The 20,849-nt window shown below is 35.4% G+C and carries 19 protein-coding genes and 1 tRNA gene; 5 read left to right on the top strand and 15 right to left on the bottom strand.

Features of this window, described 5'->3' with window-relative positions; genetic code table 11:
* Window positions 1-8: 8 nt before the first annotated feature.
* The 3 genes from PI23P_RS08540 to PI23P_RS08530 all read right to left on the bottom strand — a co-directional run bounded on the left by PI23P_RS08540 (window position 9) and on the right by PI23P_RS08530 (window position 2,689).
* Entirely contained in the window at window positions 9-623 is a 615-nt protein-coding gene (locus tag PI23P_RS08540; RefSeq protein ID WP_004570405.1) for a bifunctional nuclease family protein, read from the bottom strand.
* A 298-nt stretch (window positions 624-921) separates the two neighbouring features.
* Entirely contained in the window at window positions 922-1,878 is a 957-nt protein-coding gene (locus tag PI23P_RS08535; protein WP_004570404.1) for an electron transfer flavoprotein subunit alpha/FixB family protein, read from the bottom strand.
* Window positions 1,879-1,942: 64 nt separating this feature from the next.
* On the bottom strand, window positions 1,943-2,689 hold the full coding sequence (locus tag PI23P_RS08530) for an electron transfer flavoprotein subunit beta/FixA family protein (RefSeq protein WP_004570403.1): 747 nt from the start codon (window positions 2,687-2,689) through the stop codon (window positions 1,943-1,945).
* Window positions 2,690-3,040: 351 nt separating this feature from the next.
* Here PI23P_RS08530 and PI23P_RS08525 point away from each other — a divergent pair, with 351 nt between their 5' ends.
* The 3 genes from PI23P_RS08525 to PI23P_RS08515 all read left to right on the top strand — a co-directional run bounded on the left by PI23P_RS08525 (window position 3,041) and on the right by PI23P_RS08515 (window position 7,238).
* A complete protein-coding gene (locus tag PI23P_RS08525) occupies window positions 3,041-4,018 on the top strand; it encodes a pyruvate dehydrogenase complex E1 component subunit beta (protein ID WP_004570402.1) in 978 nt (325 codons plus the stop codon).
* 173 nt (window positions 4,019-4,191) lie between these two features.
* Entirely contained in the window at window positions 4,192-4,719 is a 528-nt protein-coding gene (locus PI23P_RS08520) for an inorganic diphosphatase (RefSeq protein ID WP_004570401.1), read from the top strand.
* Window positions 4,720-4,838: 119 nt separating this feature from the next.
* Window positions 4,839-7,238 carry a sodium-translocating pyrophosphatase gene (locus tag PI23P_RS08515; protein WP_018941834.1) on the top strand — a complete coding sequence of 800 codons (2,400 nt, stop codon included), beginning with the start codon at window positions 4,839-4,841 and terminating at the stop codon, window positions 7,236-7,238.
* A 58-nt stretch (window positions 7,239-7,296) separates the two neighbouring features.
* On the opposite strand, the gene PI23P_RS08510 is transcribed toward PI23P_RS08515, so the two are convergent.
* The 7 genes from PI23P_RS08510 to PI23P_RS08480 form a co-directional block, all read right to left on the bottom strand.
* The gene (locus tag PI23P_RS08510) at window positions 7,297-8,148 is read right to left on the bottom strand and encodes a 5-oxoprolinase subunit C family protein (protein ID WP_004570399.1); all 852 of its coding nucleotides are present in this window, start codon (window positions 8,146-8,148) and stop codon (window positions 7,297-7,299) included.
* Window positions 8,141-8,872: a 5-oxoprolinase subunit PxpB gene (pxpB, locus tag PI23P_RS08505; RefSeq protein ID WP_004570398.1), complete on the bottom strand. Its 732-nt coding sequence runs from the start codon at window positions 8,870-8,872 to the stop codon at window positions 8,141-8,143. Before pxpB ends, PI23P_RS08510 begins: the two co-directional genes overlap by 8 nt.
* Window positions 8,862-9,596 (bottom strand): 5-oxoprolinase subunit PxpA, encoded by a 735-nt coding sequence (gene pxpA / locus PI23P_RS08500; protein ID WP_004570397.1) that lies wholly within the window; start codon window positions 9,594-9,596, stop codon window positions 8,862-8,864. Before pxpA ends, pxpB begins: the two co-directional genes overlap by 11 nt.
* Window positions 9,597-10,823 (bottom strand): Nramp family divalent metal transporter, encoded by a 1,227-nt coding sequence (locus PI23P_RS08495; protein WP_004570396.1) that lies wholly within the window; start codon window positions 10,821-10,823, stop codon window positions 9,597-9,599. It lies immediately after the preceding gene.
* Window positions 10,816-12,105: an amidohydrolase gene (locus PI23P_RS08490; protein WP_004570395.1), complete on the bottom strand. Its 1,290-nt coding sequence runs from the start codon at window positions 12,103-12,105 to the stop codon at window positions 10,816-10,818. Before PI23P_RS08490 ends, PI23P_RS08495 begins: the two co-directional genes overlap by 8 nt.
* A gap of 159 nt (window positions 12,106-12,264) precedes the next feature.
* Window positions 12,265-13,872, bottom strand: a complete 1,608-nt coding sequence (pckA, locus tag PI23P_RS08485) for a phosphoenolpyruvate carboxykinase (ATP) (RefSeq protein WP_018941833.1) — start codon at window positions 13,870-13,872, stop codon at window positions 12,265-12,267.
* A gap of 81 nt (window positions 13,873-13,953) precedes the next feature.
* Window positions 13,954-14,343 carry a DUF423 domain-containing protein gene (locus PI23P_RS08480; RefSeq protein ID WP_004570393.1) on the bottom strand — a complete coding sequence of 130 codons (390 nt, stop codon included), beginning with the start codon at window positions 14,341-14,343 and terminating at the stop codon, window positions 13,954-13,956.
* A gap of 74 nt (window positions 14,344-14,417) precedes the next feature.
* Here PI23P_RS08480 and PI23P_RS08475 point away from each other — a divergent pair, with 74 nt between their 5' ends.
* Complete coding sequence (locus tag PI23P_RS08475; RefSeq protein WP_004570392.1) at window positions 14,418-15,788, top strand: saccharopine dehydrogenase family protein; 1,371 nt, start codon at window positions 14,418-14,420, stop codon at window positions 15,786-15,788.
* Window positions 15,789-15,868: 80 nt separating this feature from the next.
* Here PI23P_RS08475 and PI23P_RS08470 read toward each other — a convergent pair whose 3' ends face one another.
* From PI23P_RS08470 to PI23P_RS08455, 4 genes are all read right to left on the bottom strand, one after another.
* Window positions 15,869-16,597: a tRNA1(Val) (adenine(37)-N6)-methyltransferase gene (locus tag PI23P_RS08470; RefSeq protein ID WP_004570391.1), complete on the bottom strand. Its 729-nt coding sequence runs from the start codon at window positions 16,595-16,597 to the stop codon at window positions 15,869-15,871.
* 131 nt (window positions 16,598-16,728) lie between these two features.
* Window positions 16,729-16,815: transfer RNA gene (locus PI23P_RS08465), tRNA-Ser, on the bottom strand.
* Window positions 16,814-17,338 carry a ribosome maturation factor RimM gene (gene rimM / locus PI23P_RS08460; protein WP_004570390.1) on the bottom strand — a complete coding sequence of 175 codons (525 nt, stop codon included), beginning with the start codon at window positions 17,336-17,338 and terminating at the stop codon, window positions 16,814-16,816. Before rimM ends, PI23P_RS08465 begins: the two co-directional genes overlap by 2 nt.
* A 19-nt stretch (window positions 17,339-17,357) precedes the next feature.
* Window positions 17,358-17,900, bottom strand: a complete 543-nt coding sequence (locus tag PI23P_RS08455) for a 30S ribosomal protein S16 (RefSeq protein ID WP_004570389.1) — start codon at window positions 17,898-17,900, stop codon at window positions 17,358-17,360.
* A 975-nt stretch (window positions 17,901-18,875) separates the two neighbouring features.
* Here PI23P_RS08455 and PI23P_RS08445 point away from each other — a divergent pair.
* Entirely contained in the window at window positions 18,876-19,493 is a 618-nt protein-coding gene (locus tag PI23P_RS08445) for a Crp/Fnr family transcriptional regulator (RefSeq protein WP_004570387.1), read from the top strand.
* Here the strand turns inward: PI23P_RS08445 and PI23P_RS08440 are convergent, their stop codons facing one another.
* Window positions 19,494-20,843, bottom strand: coding sequence for an alkaline phosphatase family protein (locus PI23P_RS08440; RefSeq protein ID WP_004570386.1), 1,350 nt, complete (start codon window positions 20,841-20,843; stop codon window positions 19,494-19,496).
* Between the last annotated feature and the right edge of the window lie 6 nt (window positions 20,844-20,849).

The following is a 20,849-nucleotide window of genomic DNA, read 5'->3' as shown; positions in this document are numbered from 1 at the left end:
AATGAGTTTTAAGAGCGCTTGCTCATTTCGTCTCTTATCTTGGCGGCTAACTCATAGTTTTCATCAGAAACCGCTTTATCCAACTCTTCATTTAAATCAGAAATTGATAATTTTGAATAGGAAGAATCTTTGTCCACTCCTAATAAATTTTTTGTATCCAATGACATTTCATTGGTTTCTGAAGGATCATTCAGACCCAATGTATCTTCTGTTTTTAAAAAGACACCTGCCTTTTCTAAAATATTTTCATATGTAAAAATCGGTGCTTCAAAACGCACTGCAATTGCAATTGCGTCCGATGTTCTCGTATCTATAATCTCTTCCACACCTTCTTTTTCACATACCAAGCTTGAAAAGAAAACACCATCTACTAATTTGTGAATGATTACCTCTTTGATTGCAATAGAAAATCGATCGGAAAACGTCTTAAACAAGTCATGCGTTAAAGGTCTCGGAGGTCGAATCTCCTTTTCTAATGCAATGGCAATAGATTGTGCTTCAAAAGCACCAATAATAATTGGTAAGGTGCGTCCTCCATCTTCCTCACTTAATACAAGCGCATAAGCCCCAGTCTGTGTTTGGCTATAGGATATTCCCTTTATAGTTAGTTTTATTAAACTCATATATCTTTCTGTAAAATAGCTTTTAAAAACATCTCTAAAGCTAGTTTTCGGGGCACAATTTACTAAAAATTAAATAGTGAAAACGCTTATTCTTTCTGAATTTATATTTTATTTTGTAACAATGAGGGATGTCAAATAATGCAGCTGCCTAAATACCGATATGAACGCCATGAAAAAAACGAGGGCGTAAAAAAATTAAATCTAAGGACTCTATTGCTTAAAAAAATTTTAAAGAATAAAAAAATCTATCAGAATAAATTCTGATAGATTTTTTTATTGATAAACGCATTTTAAGAACCTATGCCTCTTTAAATGCTTTTAGCTTTTCAATCAATGTTGGAATTACTTCAAAAGCGTCACCAACAACACCGTAATCTGCAGCTTTAAAGAAAGGCGCTTCAGGGTCTGAATTGATAACAACCTTCACCTTGGATGCGTTGATTCCTGCTAAATGCTGAATGGCACCAGAAATACCAATAGCAATGTATAAATTAGACGCTACGGGCTTACCTGTTTGTCCTACATGTTCGCCATGAGGACGCCAACCTAAATCAGAAACTGGTTTAGAACAAGCTGTTGCAGCTCCTAAAACGGATGCCAACTCCTCAATCATTCCCCAGTTTTCAGGACCTTTCATTCCTCTTCCTGCTGAAACTACGGTGTCCGCATCTGCGATAGTTACTTTACCTGTAACTCTCTCAACTTTTTCTGACACAACCCCCGATGCTGCTACTTGAACGTCAAAATTCTCTAAAATTCCAGCTACTGGATTTTCATGAATTCCAAAAGAATTTTTAGCCAATGCAATTACTTTTTTCTCTGAAGAGATAATGGTATTTGAAAATGCCTTGTTAGAAAATGCTTTTCTTTTCACTGTAAAAGGATCTGTGCTGGATGGCAGAGCTACTGTATTTGATGCATAACCTGCATCTAAACTTACAGCAACCATTGGCGATACATACAAACCATTGATACTCGAGTCCATAACAACAATTGTTGCATTTTCTTTTTGTGCGATTGCTACAATAACTGCGGCATACTCTTTTGCGTTAAAAGTTAGCAGCGCATCATTTGTAATCGCAATAACTTTCGCTGCTCCGTATTTGTATAACTCTGAAGCATCATTGGCATTTATTGTTAAAACAACTAAATTACTTGCTACTTGCTCCGCAACTTTCTTTCCATAAGAGACTACTTCAAAAGAAGTTTTTTTAAACTTTCCGTCCGTTGAATCGGCAAAAACTAAAACTGACATATATTTTATTTTTAATTGTTATTCTTTATACTATTGAAAGACAAACTCTTTCCCTAAGTTTCTGTTATATTACTTTTGCTTCATTGTGCAACAAGTCGATTAATGCGTCTAAATTGTCTGCAGCAATTAACTTAACGGCTCCTTTAGGAGCTAATTTTTCAAAAGAAATATTGTTAGTAGCCGCAACAACACCCGTGCCTTCCACTACCTGCATTGGTTTTTTACGTGCCATCATAATTCCTCTCATATTTGGAATGCGCAAATCTTTTTCTTCTACAATCCCTTTTTGACCTCCAATTACCAAAGGTAAAGACGTCGATACAGTTTCATTTCCTCCATCAATTTCTCTCTTTGCAGCTACACTTGTGCCGTCAATTTCTAAATCTACACACCCATTTATAAAATTATAATCAACGAAAGCTGCCAGCATACCTGGAACCATTTGACCATTATAATCTGCAGACTCTTTTCCTGCTAACACAAGATCGTAGCTACCTGCTTTTACTACAGCTGCTAATTCTTTTGCTACTAAAAAACCGTCTGTTGCTGCTACATTTATCCTGATTGCGTCATCTGCGCCTATTGCCAAAGCTTTTCTCAGTGTGGGCTCTGTTTCTGCTCCACCAACATTCACTACAGTTACCGTAGCACCCTGCTTCTCTTTAAACCACATTGCTCTTGTCAAACAAAACTCATCGTAAGGATTGATAACAAATTGCACACCGTTTTTATCAAATTCAGCATCATTGTCCGTGAAATTAATTTTTGAAGTGGTATCAGGAACGTGACTAATACAAACTAATATTTTCATAAATTATAGATTTTATTCAATTCTTGTTGACGAAATTACGTTTTTTTTTTAATTTACTATGCATGCATAGTAAATTTTAACAGTTTTTTTAAAAAAATATGGTGCGTAGACTTTCATATTAACCGTTTTATACCAACGTCAAATCCGAACGTATTATAGCACATTTTAATTTTAATTTTAAAAATTACAGACCACTCTATGCCTTGTAATAAAAACATTTTCACGAATATAACCACAATATTGAAAAATATGTTCAAAAAATAAACTTCTTCTATTTTGGTTAAAAAGTAGCTTTTTTTTACTCATAAATTCCTTACTTTTGTACCTGAAAACAACAATAATTTAAAATTAATGAAAATAGTTCAATTCAGAGAGGCGATTTGTGAGGCCATGAGTGAAGAAATGCGAAGAGACGAAAGCATTTATTTAATGGGTGAAGAGGTTGCAGAATACAATGGGGCGTACAAAGCTAGTAAAGGAATGCTCGACGAGTTTGGTGAAAAAAGAGTTGTTGATACCCCGATTGCTGAACTTGGTTTTGCAGGTATTGCAATTGGATCTGCAATGAACGGCAACAGGCCTATTGTCGAATATATGACTTTTAACTTCTCATTAGTGGGAATTGATCAAATTATAAACAATGCTGCAAAAATTAGACAAATGTCCGGTGGACAGTTCAATTGTCCAATTGTATTTAGAGGTCCTACTGCATCTGCAGGTCAATTAGGGGCTACGCACTCACAAGCTTTTGAGAACTGGTTCGCCAATACTCCAGGTTTGAAAGTTATTGTACCTTCCAATCCTTATGACGCCAAAGGCTTATTAAAAGCAGCTATTAGAGATGATGATCCTGTAATTTTTATGGAATCAGAACAAATGTATGGTGACAAAATGGAAATTCCTGAAGGTGAATATATCATTCCTATTGGAGTGGCAGACATTAAAAGAGAAGGAACAGATGTAACCATTGTCTCATTTGGAAAAATTATAAAAGAAGCGTACAAAGCCGCTGACGAATTAGCAAAAGAGAATATTTCTGTTGAAATCATCGATTTAAGAACTGTGCGTCCGTTGGATCACGATGCGATTTTAAAATCTGTAAAGAAGACAAACAGATTGGTGATTTTAGAAGAGGCTTGGCCTTTTGCAAGTGTTGCTTCTGAGATTACGTACAGAATACAAGAGCAAGCTTTTGATCATTTAGATGCTCCAATAAAGAGAATCACAACTGCAGACACACCAGCACCTTATTCTCCTGCATTATTTGAAAATTGGATTCCAAATTTTAAGGACGTAATCAAAGCAGTAAAAGAGGTAATGTATCTCTAAAATAGAAATAATAAAATTTAAAAATCCTTTTTTCAATTGATGGAAAAAGGATTTTTCATGAAATCAAAATTCGAATTGCATTCGAAAAACATCGTATAAATTCACTGTAAAATTTATTGCAAAGCTCCAAAGATGAGTTACTTTTGCAGCAATCAAAAACTAAATAAAAATTCATGAGTCCAACAGAAAAGCAAACTTTCGATGTATTAATCGAAATACCTAAAGGGAGTAGAAATAAATACGAGTACGATTTCGGTTTACAGAAAATTCGTTTTGACAGAATGTTATTTTCTTCTATGATGTATCCTGCAGATTATGGCTTTGTTCCCGAAACGTTGGCTTTGGACGATGACCCTTTAGATGTTTTAGTTTTAGGACATGAACCTACTTTCCCAATGTGTGTTATTGAAGTAAAAGCAATAGGCGTTTTTCACATGACAGACGAAAAAGGGCCCGACGAAAAAATTATTTGTGTGCCAATTTCAGATCCTATCTGGAATAACAAAAATGATATTTCTGATTTGAATCCACACCGATTGAAAGAAATAGAACATTTCTTTCAGGTTTATAAAGATTTAGAAAAGAAAAAAGTAGACGTTGGTGGTTGGGGAAATGCCGAAGAAGCAAGACAAATTTACAAAGCTTGTGTTGACAGATATGAAAAAAGTGAGTACAAAAAAAATGATAATTTCAAAATATAGTAATTATTAGCTTATTAAGTAACAAACCTCTTAAAATTAAACATTTTAAGAGGTTTTTTATTTCTGTTTGATTTTATTACATTTACCATCGTTTTAAACTAATAAAAATAAAATTATATATGGAATCAATGATGATTTGGATGCCAATTGCAATGGCTGTTTTAGGACTGGCATACATGCTAGTTAAAAAATCCTGGGTAATGAAACAAGACGCGGGTGACGGAAAAATGAAAGAAATTTCTGACCATATCTATGAAGGAGCGCTTGCCTTTTTAAATGCTGAATATCGACTTTTAGCAATTTTTGTAGTTGGAGCAAGTATCGTTCTTGCTGGAATTGCTTTTTATATGGATAGTACATACCTCATTGTTGTCGCTTTCATTATTGGAGCTATCTTTTCTGCGTTTGCAGGAAATATGGGAATGAAAATTGCAACCAAAACAAACGTGAGAACAACACAAGCAGCAAAAACAAGTTTACCGAATGCATTAAAAGTTTCGTTTGGAGGTGGAACCGTAATGGGTCTTGGAGTTGCTGGTTTAGCCGTATTGGGTTTAACCTTATTCTTTATTGGTTTTTACTACCTCTTTATGGGTGGTGAATGGACCACTACAGAAGACATGACCATTGTACTAGAGGCATTGGCTGGTTTCTCTTTAGGAGCGGAATCTATTGCTTTATTTGCGAGAGTTGGCGGTGGTATCTATACCAAAGCTGCAGATGTAGGAGCAGATTTAGCAGGTAAAGTACAAGCAGATATCCCAGAAGATGACCCAAGAAACCCTGCTACAATTGCAGATAACGTTGGCGATAATGTAGGTGATGTTGCGGGAATGGGAGCTGATTTATTTGGCTCTTACGTAGCAACTGTGTTAGCTGCTATGGTTTTAGGAAATTATGTAATTAAAGACATGGGAGGCGCTATTCAAGATGCTTTCGGAGGAATTGGACCGATCTTATTGCCAATGTCTATTGCGGGTGTTGGAATTATTATTTCTTTAATAGGAACCCTACTTGTAAATATATCTTCAAATGATGCGAAGGAAGCCGATGTTCAAAAAGCATTAAATATCGGAAATTGGGCAGCAATCGCAATGGTTGCCGCAGCATGTTACGGTTTGGTAACTTGGATGTTACCAGCAACCATGCAAATGAATTTCTTTGGTGAAGGCCTGCAAGACATCTCTTCAATGCGCGTGTTTTATGCTTGTTTAGTTGGTTTGGTTGTGGGAGCTGGAATCTCAGCCTTTACAGAATATTATACAGGATTAGGCTCGAAACCAATTTTAAAAATTGTGCAACAATCAAGCACAGGGGCAGGAACAAATATTATTGCTGGCTTGGCTACTGGAATGATTTCTACCTTTTCTTCAGTATTATTATTTGCTGCAGCAATATGGTCTTCCTATGCATTGGCAGGATTTTATGGGGTGGCCTTGGCTGCTTCAGCAATGATGGCTACCACTGCAATGCAGTTGGCTATTGACGCTTTTGGACCCATTGCGGACAATGCGGGTGGTATTGCAGAAATGAGTGAGCAAGAGCCAATTGTAAGAGAACGCACAGATATTTTAGATGCTGTTGGAAATACAACTGCTGCAACGGGTAAAGGTTTTGCCATTGCATCTGCTGCATTGACCTCTTTAGCGCTGTTTGCTGCCTATGTAACCTTTACTGGTATCGACGGTATTAATATTTTCAAAGCACCAGTACTAGCCATGTTATTTGTTGGGGGAATGGTGCCTGTTGTATTTTCTGCATTGGCAATGAATGCTGTGGGTAAAGCTGCTATGGAAATGGTGAATGAAGTCGTTCGACAATTTCGCGAAATTCCAGGGATTATGGAAGGAACAGGAAAGCCAGAATATGACAAATGTGTTGCTATTTCTACAAAAGCATCTTTAAAAGAAATGATGTTGCCCGGTCTCTTGACGATTGGTTTTCCGATACTTGTAGTATTGGTTGGTAAATTAGCATATCAAGACAACAACATGTTGGTAGCAGAAATGCTCGGTGGGTATATGGCAGGTGTTACTGTATCGGGTGTACTTTGGGCAATTTTTCAAAACAACGCAGGTGGTGCTTGGGACAACGCTAAAAAATCTTTTGAAGCAGGTGTAGAAATTAACGGAGTAATGACATATAAAGGCTCTGAAGCTCATAAAGCAGCGGTAACTGGAGATACAGTGGGTGATCCTTTTAAAGATACCTCTGGACCTTCTATGAATATTTTAATTAAACTTACTTGTTTGATCGGTTTGGTAATTGCTCCTATTTTAGGTGGGCATTCGAATGACAATTCACATAGTGAAGCAGATCCGAGCGAAGTACGTTTAGAAATGAAAGGAGATACTTCTAAAATGGCTACCACAACAAGTACAACTTCAACGACTGAGAGCGGAAAAAAAATAGCGAAGGTTCAAGAAGTTGAAAACACTGTTGAAGAAATAAAGAAAAAAGCGAATAAGGCAGAAACTACTGTTTCTAGAGCTGTTCAAAAAGGAAAGAAAAAAGAATAATTTCAGAAAACCATTATATGAACATCCTTCTGACTTTTCAGAAGGATGTTTTTTGTTTTTATAACTTCTCCAAAACAAACCGAAATTGGCTGTTTGTAGACTTTTGAGCAATACAATTAATAGCCTCTTCAGATAATTGTAAAACTCTTGGGTATCCTCCAGTAACTTGGCAATCTCTCATCAAAATAATTAATTTTCCTGAAGGTGTTAGTTGCACTGTTCCGGGTAAAACAGCACTTGTTAGTATACTTGATAGGGTATTCGGTATTGTTTCATTCAAACGATAGCCCATTCGATTGATGTCCTTAGAAATAGAAAAAAAATTCTCAATTAACTTTTTTTGTTGGTCTGCTTGTAAACGTTCAAACTCGGGACCTTTGTAACATTTTATGTTTGAAGAACTAAAGTGTAATGCATTCACTTTAATGGAGGCATTTGAAACAAGTTCACTTTTTAGTACCTCTAAAATAGCGATCTTCATGCCTCTTTTTAAAAAGACATCTTGCGTAATGCCTTTATAAAAACTCCTACTATTCAATTTAACTTCGGATTGAATTCCGCCAGCAACTGCCAAATAACACCTTGCTCCATATTTTGCTTTTCCAAATGATACAATATCATTTGGAAAAACACTTATTTTCTTATTTAATCCAATTGCTTGATTGTTTATTTTTGCAGAAAAGTCACCCCCCGAAATACAAATAAAAGAAGCACATAAAAACTGAAACTCACAACTACCGCTGTAAATCTCTAAAACAGCGGCCTCTAAAGTATTGTTTAAGACGCTATTTGCCAACTCAGAAGCACTTTCATCCATGACCCCAGCAACAGGAACTCCTATCGCTGCAAAACCAAACCTACCCTTATCTTGAATGCTGTTAAAAAAACCAGGTTTTAGAACGCTAAGCATTGTAAAGAGTTTTAAAAATTTTATAAGAGGTATCTTGTACTTCTTTCTCTATTTGAAGAAATTGGTGTTTATCAATAGCCACAAATTTTATAAAGTCACCTGCTTTTGCAAAACATGGATTGTCCTTATTTATATTGAAAAAATTTATAGGAGTTTTCCCAATAATATTCCAACCGCCAGCACTTTCCGTCGGATAAACACCCGTTTGCTCTCCTCCTATTGCTACAGCTCCTTTTGGCACATGTAATCTTGGATTTGCTTTTCTTTCATTAAATAACTGCTTCTGCAAACCTCCTAAATACAAGAACCCAGGCAGAAATCCTATAAAATATACACGGTATCGTTCTTGTGAATGCAGCTTAATAATTTCTGAGACTTCGAGATTCACCTTCTTCGCCATTTCTTGCAAATCAATACCAAACTCCAAATCATAACACACAGGTATTTCCCAAATAAAAGGCATTTTTTTTAAGGCATTACATTCCGAAAAATAGGTTTTTTTTAAGCTTTTCACCGCATTCAAATACTCCATCTTTCTTTTTTTAAAAACAACCGTTAAAGAACTGTAGCCCATTATAACATCTACGATATTGTCATCTTTTAGGGCTTTTATTTTTTGCTGAAACTCTAAAATATCATTAGAAATTGAAATGGAAATCTCGGCATCCCATGCTATTAATATTGCGGCATCTCCAAAAGGTTTGTATGTGATTTTAAGATTCAATTGCAATGCCTTTCTTTTTTAATTCATCCATTAAAAAGGATGCAATTTCGATGACGTTCTCGGTATCTCCGTGAACACAAAAGGTATCTGCTTTTAATTCTTTTACAATGCCAGAAAAGGTTTTTACTTTATTCATTTTTATAATGTGTAAAACGTGCTCTACCACTTTTTTCGGATTTAAAATCAGCGCATTTTCATGATCTCTAGAAACTAAAGAAGCATCTTCATTATAGTTTCTGTCGGCAAAAGCTTCGTACTTAATTTTAATTTGGTGCGCTAAAGCAATTGTTGCTATTTCGGAAGCATAAGGAACGTATAAAAAACAATCCTTTACATATTTCTTTATAATCCGAATAAACTTCTGCGCCTCCTTTTTATCTGTAGCAATTAAATTATATAGCGCTCCATGCGGTTTTATATGATGCATTTTTTGGTTGAAATTTGCCATACACACTAAAAATAATTCTAACTGTCCTTCGATACTTTCTTTCAAAGCCTCCTCAGAAATATCTAAAATTTTCCTTCCGAAATTGCTTTTATCTGGAAAAGAAGGATGCGCACCTATAAAAACGTTATTTTCCACCGCAAGTTGTATGCTTTTGTCAATGGTTTTTTTATCCCCAAAATGACCTCCACAAGCAATGCTACAAGAAGAAATAAAAGGCATTATAAGATGCTCATTATTCATTCCTTCACCAACATCACAATTCACATCAATTTTCATTTATACCATGTTTAAAACTTCTAAGATTCCTTTTACACCTAAAAAAACAGTTACACAGACAATTAGAATTCCGAAGATATTCTGAATGTTAGAATTTACATAATTTCCTAAAACTGACTTCTTATTGACAATCCAAAGTAAAATCCCTGCAATTATGGGCAATAACATTCCATTAGCAACCTGTGCAAACTTTATAATTTCGATTGGTTTTATTCCTATCGAAGAAAATAAAACACCTAAAAATAAAATAGCAATCCAAACACATCTAAATTTTTTAGATTTTAAACTACCAGACCAACCCAAGCAACCTTTAGCCACATAGGCTGCAGCCAAAGGTGCTGTAATTGCCGATGTTATGCCTGCTGCAAATAAACCCAGCGCCATTAAATATTTTGCAAAGCCACCAAACAAAGGTGCTAAACCTTTTGCTAAATCTGCTGCATTGGCAATATCTTTAGTTTGAATGGCCTCCGCAGAGATTATAATTGCCATAGAAACAAGACCCCCAATAATAATTGAGATAATAGTATCTTTTCTTGCGAATTTTAAATCTTCTTTTTTTTGCCAACGTTCTTTTACCAAAGCTGCGTGCAAAAATAAATTATAAGGCACTACAGTGGTGCCCACCAAGCCGATTATTGTTAAAATACTCTTCTCAGGAAGTTTTGGAATAAAGACGCCGTTTAGCACTTCAAGAAAATTTGGTTTTGTAATTACTGCAGTTGCTACGAAAGAAATACTCATGAATAGCACCAGAGAAATTAAGGCTTTTTCTAAAAACTTATAACTGCCGTGATACAAAAGAATAAACGCAATTAAACCAATAAACAAGCTCATTAAATTGACAGAAATAGTTCCTAACGAAAAACTGTACTTTCCTAAAACACTTTCGAGTCCCAAGACTCCTCCACTAATATTTCCCGCTTCATAAGATGCATTTCCAACAACTACAGCAGATAAAATTAAAACCGTAATCCCTTTTCGTAAAAAAGGAGTTTTAATTTCTTCTCGAATGACTTCAGACAATCCTTTTCGAGAAATAATTCCCAATCTTGCTGCCATTTCTTGTAAAACAAGAGTAGCAATAATAGACAGCAACATTGCCCACAACAAGTTAAAACCGAAGTTTACGCCGGCTAAAGTACACAGTGTTACAGTTCCTGGCCCAATAAAAGCTGCTGCTACTAGAGTACCAGGTCCTGTATTTTTAAAAATATTTTTAATCATTTAAATAATCGAGTGTTAAAGCGGTCATTGTTTTTACTCCTAAAACAAAGCCACTTTCGTCAATTACAAAATCTGGTGTATGATGAAGAGATGCATCTTCTTCCTTTACATTTAAAGATTTTCCACCTAAAAAGAAATATAAACCAGGTACTTCTTGCTGATAAAATGAGAAATCTTCAGCTCCTGTAATTGCACTCATTTTAACAACGTTTTTGGAACCTGCATTTCGTTGTAAGGTAGGCAACATTTTTTCTGTTAATTTGAGATGATTGTAGGTAATTGGTATTCCTTTTGAAATTTCTATGGTTGCTTCTGCTCTATGCACCTTTGCAATTGCAGGCACCATTTCCTTCATCCGATCGTTGATGAATTTTTGCATATCATAGTCTAAAGTACGAATGGTACCCACTAATTTTGCGCTTTCTGGAATAATATTAGAGCGGATTCCTGCATTGATCATCCCTACTGTAATGACGGCACCTTCCTTAGTTAATTCTACTTCTCTACTAATTATGGTTTGTAAACCTTGTATGACAGTTGCTGCGGTTAATATGGGGTCTACGCCACTCCAAGGTCTAGAACCATGTGCTTGTTTTCCTTTGATGTTAATTTCAAAAATTTGGGTTGCTGCCATAATTCCGCCTGACTTGTATTTAATAGTTCCCACGTCTGCTGCAGAATCGATGTGCAATCCAAAAATAACATCTACATCAGGGTTTTTTAAAACATTTTCTTTGACCATTAATTCTGCGCCACCTTCTTCTCCTTTTGGAGCGCCTTCTTCTGCAGGTTGAAAGATGAACTTAACCGTTCCTGTAATTTCGCTTTTCATTTTAGAAAGCACCTCTGCTACTCCCATTAAAATAGCCACATGTGTATCATGACCACAAGCGTGCATTACCCCTATTTTTTTACCATTATATTCTGAAGTAACCACAGACTTATAAGGTAAATTATTTCTTTCCGTAACTGGCAGTGCATCCATATCTGCTCTTAAAGCAACTACTTTTCCAGGTAAATCTCCTTTTAACAAACCAACAACTCCTGTTTTTGCAACCCCTTCTTGAACTTCTATTCCCAATTCTTTTAAATGCTTCGCAATATATTTTGCGGTCTTAAATTCTCTGTTGGACAACTCTGGGTTTTCATGCAAATGTCGCCTCCATTCAATAACTTTAGCTTCAATATTATTTGAAAGTTTATTTATTTTTTCGTCATTCGTTTGGCCGAACGAATTTAAAATAAAGCCAAAAAATAAAAGAATAGATGCGATAGTTCTCATAGTTGAATTTGTTTTAGTTGCATAAAAGTAGATACCACAGATTTGATTATGTTACCTTTTTATGATTCCTTAAATATAGCACATAATAGGATAAAATAACAATCAAAAAAACGCCTAAAAATTTCTTTTTAGGCGCTTTTAATAAAAATACTTTTTTTGTTAAAGTGCAAACCGTTGAGGACCTCCTCTGCGAATGTCTTCACTCGCATTTTCCTCAAATTGCGTGAAATTTTCTCTGAATGCATTGGACAATTTAAAAGCGGTCTTATAATACAATTCATCGTTGTTCCATGTTGTCCTTGGACTTAATAATTCGTCGGGCACCCCAGGACAAGAGCGAGGTTGTGCAACTCCAAAAACTGAATGAATATGGTAATCTTCATATTTATAACTCCCCAAATCACCATTTAAAACAGCGGCAATCATTGCGCGTGTATACTTTAAAGGCATTCTTCTTCCAACTCCATACTGACCACCAGACCAACCGGTATTAATCAACCAAACATTGACGTTTGCATCTTTCATTTTTTTACTCAACATCTCCGCATACTTAGCAGGATGTAATGGCATAAAGGGAGCACCAAAACAGGCGGAAAAGCTTGGCGTAGGCTCTACAACCCCAGCTTCCGTGCCCGCTACCTTTGCAGTATATCCCGAAATAAAGTGATATGCTGCCTGATTTGGAGTTAATTTAGAGATGGGAGGCAATACACCAAAAGCATCCGCTGTTAGAAAAAAGATATTCTTGGGATTTTTGCCAATGGAGGGCTGCTGTATGTTGTCTATGTGATAGATAGGATAGCTAACTCTCGTATTTTGTGTAATAGAAGTATCTGCAAAATCGATGATTCCTTTTTCATCCATCACTACATTTTCTAAAATAGCACCCTTCTTAATGGCTGCAAAAATTTCAGGTTCTTGCTGTTGTGACAAATTAATTACCTTTGCATAACAACCACCTTCAAAATTAAAAATAGTATTCTCTGGAGTCCATCCGTGTTCATCGTCCCCGATTAAACTTCTGTCAGGATCTGTAGAAAGTGTTGTTTTCCCCGTTCCAGAAAGTCCGAAGAAAATCGCAGTATCTCCTTCTTTACCAATATTTGCCGAACAGTGCATTGGCAATGTTTTTTTATAAACAGGGAGTATAAAATTTAATGCAGAAAAAATTCCTTTTTTTATTTCGCCAGTATATCCAGTGCCCCCGATTAAAGCAACTTTTCTTGTAAAATTCAATATCGCAAAATTATGTTGTCGGGTACCATCCACTTCTGGGTCTGCCATAAAGCCAGGTGCATTTATAACCGTCCATTCTGGATCGAACGTTTTTAATTCTTGCTCTGTAGGCCTTAAAAACATGTTGTAAGCAAACATATTACTCCAAGGGAACTCTGTGACTACTCTAATGTTTAATTTGTAATCTGCATCTGCACAAGCATATGAATCTCTGACAAAAATTTCCTTCTCTGAAAGGTAATTCGTCACCTTCGTATACAAAGCATCAAATTTATCTGAATCAAAAGGAAGATTGATCGCACTCCACCAAACTTCATCTTTTGTAATAGCGTCTTTAACAATAAATCTATCGTTTGGAGAACGCCCTGTAAACTCTCCCGTATTTACCGCAATTGCACCGAAAGAAGATTGCACTCCTTGTGCTTTTTCTAAAGTTTCGTGATGTAATTCGTTCGCCGACAGCTGGTAACGTATTGTAGCATTTTTAATTCCTAAGATGGTTAACGAAATCGATTTCGTATTTGTACTCATTTTTTCTCTTTTTAGTTGAATTGATAATTCTAGTACAAAATTAAACATTATTTTTTTACAGCAGACTTATTTCATAGTTTTTTACACTTTCTTCTTTTTCAACCACTTGTTACCGAAAAACAGCAGCATAAGAAACCATGCGGCTACGAGCAAAAGTCCACCCAAAGGAGTTATGAACCAAATCGACTTTGCTGTTATTTTTGTCAATTGAATCAAATAAATAGAACCTGAGAAACAAGCGATGCCGGAAAAGATTAAATAACTAATCGTGTTTTTTTGAAATAAAGAAAATCCGCTGTAAGTATTTACAAAAAGCAATAAAAGCACATGGTACATTTGGTATCGAACGGCGGTTTCAAAACTTAGTAATTGCTGTAAAGTTAAAAGCTCCTTCAACGAATGTGCCGCAAAAGCGCCTAAAATAATAGCAGTCATTCCTAAAAAAGAGGTGATTATAAGATTTTTAAACATTATTACTAGTTTTTGTTAAATTTTAAACAATTAATGTACCTTCGTAAGTCATACAAAAATACATCATTTATCATATGAAAAACATCTTAATTATTGGTGCTGGGAAATCCAGTTCTGCGCTCATACAATATTTACTCAAAACATCAGAAAAAGAAGCTCTTTTCTTAACCATTGGAGACATTGCTAAAGAAAATGCTGAAAAACTAATCAATAATCATAAAAATGCAACCGCAATTATATTAGATGTCTTCGATAAAAAGCAACGCGAAGAACAGGTTAAAAAAGCGGATATTGTTATTTCAATGCTGCCTGCAAGGTTTCACATAGATGTAGCCAAAGACTGCATCACTTTTGGAAAACACATGGTAACAGCGTCTTATGTTTCTGACGAAATGAAAGCCTTAGATTCTTTCGCAAAGGAAAAAGGACTCGTTTTTATGAATGAAATTGGCTTAGATCCAGGAATTGATCATATGAGTGCCATGCAAGTTATTGACAAAATTAAAGATGCGGGTGGAAAAATGCTCCTATTTGAATCCTTTTGTGGAGGAATTGTTGCTCCCGAAAGCGACACAAACCTGTGGAATTATAAATTTACATGGAATCCAAGAAATGTAGTTTTAGCAGGTCAAGGCGGTGCTGCAATGTTCATTCAAGAGGGAACTTACAAATACATTCCCTATCACAAATTATTTAGGAGAAGTGAGTTTTTAGAGGTAAACGGAAGCGGGAAATTTGAGGCCATTGCAAATCGGGATTCTCTAAAGTATAGAAGTGTCTATGGGTTGGATGAAATTCCAACAATGTACAGAGGAACAATCCGTAAAGTAGGCTTCTCAAGAGCTTGGAACATTTTTATACAATTGGGAATGACGGATGATTCTTATACCGTGGAAGCTTCTGAAAACATGAGTTATAGAGATTTTGTGAATTTATTTTTAGCCTATTCACCATCAGACTCTGTAGAACTAAAATTACGTTCTTACTTGAAAATAGATCAAGATGATATCATGTGGGAAAAATTGGTAGAACTTGATCTTTTTAGTACCGAGAAAAAAATCGGATTAAAAAATGCAACGCCTGCGCAAATGCTTCAAAAAATCTTGGAAGAATCTTGGACTTTGGCAGAAGATGACAAAGACATGATCGTGATGCAACATCTTTTCGGATATGAAATGAATGGAAAAAAGCATCAAATAGAAAGTAGTTTTGTAGTTTTAGGAGAAAATCAAACATATACCGCCATGTCTAAAACAGTCGGTTTACCAGTGGGAATTGCTGCCTTAAAAATTCTAAAAGGAGAAATTACAACTCCAGGAGTTCAAATTCCTATTTCTAAAGAAGTGTATGAACCTATTTTAAAAGAACTAGAAGCACACGGAATACAATTTACAGAAAGAACAACTTCTTATTTAGGATACAATCCAAATAATATAACCGGATAAATACAAGTAATTGGTAGGAACGAAATTAGCTTCAATTTTACAAATAAAGCGAATCGTTCCTATCAATAACAAAATAAAAATTACATTTTAAGGTAAAAATCCCGCGTCAAATTCTGATAAGCTTCTGTGTATTGGTGGCGTTCAATTTCGATTACTAAATTTGTTTCGACTACTTCTAAAGGTTGAAAAGAAAATTCCAACAAGCTTCTTTTTATTTCTGAATTTGCATTCCCTTGAACACTACAAGACCTGCTTAAGAATAATTTATTTTCTCCAGCCAATGCAATAAAATTCGCTTTCTCTTTGAAAGGGATAATCACAGAAAAACAACCTGTTTCTGACAAAATTTTTGAAACACCGAGCAGCAACTCTTCAAAAGACATGGACGAAGTAAACCGCGCTTTATTTCTTGCTTCATCTAAAGTTTTAAAAGTATCCGTGTAAAAAGGAGGATTGGAAACAATCAAATCATAAGTTTCTTCCTCTATACTAATTTCTGCTACAAATTCTTGAAAGGAAGCGTTGTAGCAATACAAACGATCTCCCCAATCTGAATTTTCGAAATTTTCTACAGATTGCTCATACGCATTCTCATCAAGCTCAACAGCATCTATCGTCATGGCATCCGAGCGCTGTGCCAACATTAAAGAAAGCACACCCGTTCCTGCGCCGATATCTAAAATAGTATCTGGGTAGTTGTCAACGGCGCACCAGGCACCAAGCAATACACCATCTGTTCCAACCTTCATTGAAGTTTTATCTTGGTGGACTGTAAACTCCTTAAATACAAATGGTTTTGACTGAATCATTTTAAATTTTAAAAAAACTGAAATATCATTTTTAAGCTTCCATAGCGCGCTACATACGACACTCTAAAAAGGCCCATAAACTTTCTTTTAAAAATAAAAAATCTTTGACAAATGCCAAAGATTTTCTTTTGTAGAGAGGAAGGGATTCGAACCCTCGATACCGTTACCGGTATACTACCTTTCCAAGGTAGCGCCTTCGGCCACTCGGCCACCTCTCTATAAGTACAAGTCAATTAACCCCTCTGGAGTTTCAACTTCTATTGTATTGTTTTCTCTATTTACTTTTCTAATAAATTCATCCACCATCGGAATAAAAATCTCTGTTCCGTCTCTATCAATTTCAAAAAGAGGCTGTGCAGCTTTGTCGTTGATATGAACAATCTGACCCACTTCACCAAAATTAACGTCTACAACAGTAAAACCAATTACCTCATGGAAATAAAACTTGTCTCCAGAAAGTTTCGGAAGTAAAGTTGAAGGTAAATAAATTCCGCATTTTAAAATTGAATCTGCTTCCTCATCAGAATATACATCTTCAAATTGCACACGCAATTGATTTCCTTTGTGTAATGAACTTTTTTCAATAAAAAATGGAACCAGGTTGCTGCCAAACTCGACATAAACCGATTCCATCTCTGTATACAACTCAGGCTCGTCGGTATCTAATTTGATTACCACTTCCCCTTTAAAACTATATTTTGTTACAATTTTGCCTAAATAAAAACAATCTTCTTTACGCATCCTCGTAGGTATTTATAATTTATTCTGCTGCTTTTGCTGCTGCGTCATCGATTGTTTCTGGAGCTTCTTCAACTACTTCATCTACTTTCGCAACTTCAATAACCTCTTCAACAACTGGCTTAGCTGCTTCAATTCTTGCCTCGTTTACTGCCTTCTCTGCTGCAAATGCTGCTGCTTTCGCATCAGATTGTGCTTGAGATAATCCTGCTGATTTGTCAGAAATTTTAGCTTCCTTCTCCTCTATCCAAGTTGTGAATTTAGCATCTGCTTGCTCTTTTGTTAAAGCACCTTTTCTAATACCACCAACTAAATGATTTTTTAACATTGCACCTTTATAAGATAAAATGTTTTTTACAGTATCTGTTGGCAATGCACCATTTTGTAACCACTCTACCGCTTTATCAATGTTTAAATCGATTACTGCAGGGTTGGTGTTTGGATTGTAAGTACCTATTTTCTCTAAGTATTTACCATCTCTTTTTGCACGGGCATCTGCGGCAACGATCCAATAGAATGGCTTCCCTTTTTTACCGTGTCTTTGTAATCTAATCTTTACAGACATAATTTGTTAATTTGTGGAGGTTCTCGACCTCAATTATTAAAAACCCTACCATCTCGTAGTAAGTGGGCGCAAAAATACAAAACCTTTTTAATATTAAAGTGAATTTATTAATATTTCTTATCACTTTTTGACACGCTTTCACGTGTTCTTTTTTTCGGCGTCTTAAAAACGTTCTAGTAATAATGAACTTCCAATTTATTTCACTCAGAAACCAGAAAGAGAAACAAAGATACTGAATACAGCTCTTATTCGCCAATTTAAAAAGCCATCTTGAATTGCGATATTTATATTTAGATTGAAGACTACAGTGCTTAAAATCAGATAATTTAAAATTGAAATCTTAAAAAATATTGATCCTTGTGAAAAGTACACGATTTTATTTCTTAAAATAGCAATCAAACGAAAATTATATTTTGAAAGCATCGCGTAAAAATGCCATTAATAACAAGCGTCGAGTAAAATAAATATATTGAATGAACTCTTAAAAATACATTAGAACGTGAAAAATGAGGATTTTAACTATTAAAAAAAATAGCACTTTAAAAAAAACGCCACTTTTGGAAGTATCTAAATAGGAACTCGATCTCATGTTAAATACATAAAAGATGAAGAATTTTTGACGGTAGTTTATAAAAAATTTAAGCAAGATTTATATTTTATCCCCTTAAATAAAAAGATCAAAAGAATGACAGCATAATTAGAATAACAAACCATTACGCAATGCGAACAAAAGTTTTTCTGTAACTGCATACATGCCCTAAAATTCGTTTGTTTTATGTGCTACAACTTCTCTTCATAGACTGATTTTTTCGACCCCTCGAGTAGGACTAACTCCCTTTATATTATGATTTAACGTAAGATAAAAATAAACCTTTAAAATTGAAGCTCTTTGTAAGAGCATCCTCCTTTAAATGATGATTGCTTAACATGGAACTTTTTCAAATCAATTACTTTTATCAAGTAAACTGACACCCCATGAAGAATACAGTACCCCCCATTAATAATGGTTTTGAAAATTTTGATCTTTTTGCACAACTTCAGGATTCAGGGATCCTATTTAACAAACAACAAGTGCTAGAAATAGATGTAAAGAAGAATGGCTATATCTATCTGCCTCAAAATAAAGAAAACTATATCTACGAAATTATTTGTGGTGCAGTGAAACTTGGTGAATATTCTGATGATGGCGAAAGTTTTGTTTATGAAGTTTTACCAGCCACCGAATTCTTTGGAAACTTGAAGTACTTAAATGGTCAATTTCAGGAATATGCAAAGGCGCTGGTAAATAGTAAGATTCGGTTGTATGATTTAGATTTTTTTAAAACAATAATAGGAACGAACCCAATGATTACACATTGGTTTATCACATATCTTGTAAAAAGATGGTGTGCTGCCGAATTAAAGCTAAAATACAGTAAAGAAAAACAAATTGAGGAACGCATAAGCCAGCTTCAAAAGCACTATGATATCCCAATAACAGATACAAAAGGAAGCGCTTATATTCTTTTTAATGTACTCTCAAAAAAAGACATGGGTGACCTTATTGGGGTCACCCGTCAAACTGTTTCTTCTATTTTACAAAAAGAAAAGTGATTAGTCTTTTAAAATTCCTGGATATAAAATACCATCTTTTGTCTGGAAGTTAAGATGTAATAATTCGCTTACAATTGGAGCGATATCTTCCAAACCCAGTTTTGAAATTACTCTGCCTTTAGAGATCCCAGCTCCCCAAGCAACAAAACCAGTTTCTATTTGATGAAAATCTGGGAAATACCCATGTGTACCGCCACTTCTTTTTGTTAAAATTTCTCCTGAAAAACCACCTCCCATTGCAACCCCTGGTATGGGGTTTAAAGCGAATACAGCACTAGGACTGGCACCAATACTTTCTAACTCACTTTTTTCTACAATGCGAAAAAGCTTTTTAATAGCATTTGGAAGATTTTCTAGTTTTTCTCTCACCTTTGCAAGCGTTTGTGTGTCCTGCTGGTCTTTTAAATGTAAAAAAGCTGACGCTCCTTGAGTATGAAACGTTGCTTTCCAATCTCCTCGATCCCCTTTAGCCTCCATTAATCCCTCTTCTACCAACCAAATATTTGGATTTAAAGCAGAATGAATGTCCACAAAACCGTGATCTCCTGTAATTATAAAAGTCGTTTTATCTGCAATACCAGACTGCGCTGCGGCTTCCATAATTTTTCCAATTGCGCGATCAACTGCTGCAATTGCCGTATGTACTTTATCACCATTTCTTCCCTGTTCGTGCTGAAAGTGGTCTGTAGCTATCAAATGCACTGTCATTAGATTCGGTTTGTACTTTCTTAAAATATACGCTGCCATTTCCCCTGTTCGATCCTCTCTACTTAAATTATCTCCATTAAAAGTAACGCGATTCATCTTTCCTAAAACTGCTATCTCCATTTCTTCTAAAAGTCCTTTTGGAGTTTCTTGGTCTCGCATAGGAGTTATTTTTCCATAGCCTTTATCTAAAGTCCAAACTTCAGGAATATTATAATCTACGGGAGCCCCAACAGAAACTGGCCAAATAAGACTTGCACTTTTTTTACCAGATTTTCTAACTGCATCCCAAAGAGTTTCGGTCTGTATTGCATCACTCTCCCAAAACCATTTTCCTGTTTGCCCTTTTGCTTCAAATGGACTGTTGTAGTAAATACCATGACTTGCAGGATAAGCTCCAGTAATAAGAGTGGTATGCGAAGGATATGTTACCGAAGGAAAAATCCCTCTTACACCGTCTGCATGTACCCCCTCTTTTGCCATTTTTTTAATATTGGGTGCTGGCCACTTTGTTTCCTGGTAAAAATTAGGACGAAAACCGTCTATAGAAATCAAAATCACATGCTCTGAAATTGCTTTTTCTTGGGCACTACTATTTTGAGATATTAGAAATAAAACGACTGCCATTACGTAAATGTTCTTCATTGATAT

The sequence above is a fragment of the Polaribacter irgensii 23-P genome (assembly GCF_000153225.1).
Taxonomy (GTDB): Bacteria; Bacteroidota; Bacteroidia; order Flavobacteriales; family Flavobacteriaceae; genus Polaribacter; species Polaribacter irgensii.
The sequence above is the reverse complement of the archived record's forward strand: the minus strand, read 5'-3'. Positions and strand labels throughout refer to the sequence as shown.

What these genes read in the sequence shown, in the direction of transcription:
- PI23P_RS08530 (WP_004570403.1), bottom strand. Translation starts at nt 2,689, where the DNA reads ATGAAAATATTAGTTTGTATTAGTCACGTTCCTGATACCACTTCAAAA.
- PI23P_RS08490 (WP_004570395.1), bottom strand. Translation starts at nt 12,105, where the DNA reads ATGAGAACTATCGCATCTATTCTTTTATTTTTTGGCTTTATTTTAAAT.
- PI23P_RS08480 (WP_004570393.1), bottom strand. Translation starts at nt 14,343, where the DNA reads ATGTTTAAAAATCTTATAATCACCTCTTTTTTAGGAATGACTGCTATT.
- rimM (WP_004570390.1), bottom strand. Translation starts at nt 17,338, where the DNA reads ATGCGTAAAGAAGATTGTTTTTATTTAGGCAAAATTGTAACAAAATAT.
- PI23P_RS08535 (WP_004570404.1), bottom strand. Translation starts at nt 1,878, where the DNA reads ATGTCAGTTTTAGTTTTTGCCGATTCAACGGACGGAAAGTTTAAAAAA.
- PI23P_RS08445 (WP_004570387.1), top strand. Translation starts at nt 18,876, where the DNA reads ATGAAGAATACAGTACCCCCCATTAATAATGGTTTTGAAAATTTTGAT.
- pxpA (WP_004570397.1), bottom strand. Translation starts at nt 9,596, where the DNA reads ATGAAAATTGATGTGAATTGTGATGTTGGTGAAGGAATGAATAATGAG.
- pckA (WP_018941833.1), bottom strand. Translation starts at nt 13,872, where the DNA reads ATGAGTACAAATACGAAATCGATTTCGTTAACCATCTTAGGAATTAAA.
- PI23P_RS08515 (WP_018941834.1), top strand. Translation starts at nt 4,839, where the DNA reads ATGGAATCAATGATGATTTGGATGCCAATTGCAATGGCTGTTTTAGGA.
- PI23P_RS08540 (WP_004570405.1), bottom strand. Translation starts at nt 623, where the DNA reads ATGAGTTTAATAAAACTAACTATAAAGGGAATATCCTATAGCCAAACA.
- PI23P_RS08520 (WP_004570401.1), top strand. Translation starts at nt 4,192, where the DNA reads ATGAGTCCAACAGAAAAGCAAACTTTCGATGTATTAATCGAAATACCT.
- PI23P_RS08470 (WP_004570391.1), bottom strand. Translation starts at nt 16,597, where the DNA reads ATGATTCAGTCAAAACCATTTGTATTTAAGGAGTTTACAGTCCACCAA.
- PI23P_RS08455 (WP_004570389.1), bottom strand. Translation starts at nt 17,900, where the DNA reads ATGTCTGTAAAGATTAGATTACAAAGACACGGTAAAAAAGGGAAGCCA.
- PI23P_RS08475 (WP_004570392.1), top strand. Translation starts at nt 14,418, where the DNA reads ATGAAAAACATCTTAATTATTGGTGCTGGGAAATCCAGTTCTGCGCTC.
- PI23P_RS08525 (WP_004570402.1), top strand. Translation starts at nt 3,041, where the DNA reads ATGAAAATAGTTCAATTCAGAGAGGCGATTTGTGAGGCCATGAGTGAA.
- PI23P_RS08440 (WP_004570386.1), bottom strand. Translation starts at nt 20,843, where the DNA reads ATGAAGAACATTTACGTAATGGCAGTCGTTTTATTTCTAATATCTCAA.
- PI23P_RS08510 (WP_004570399.1), bottom strand. Translation starts at nt 8,148, where the DNA reads ATGCTTAGCGTTCTAAAACCTGGTTTTTTTAACAGCATTCAAGATAAG.
- PI23P_RS08495 (WP_004570396.1), bottom strand. Translation starts at nt 10,823, where the DNA reads ATGATTAAAAATATTTTTAAAAATACAGGACCTGGTACTCTAGTAGCA.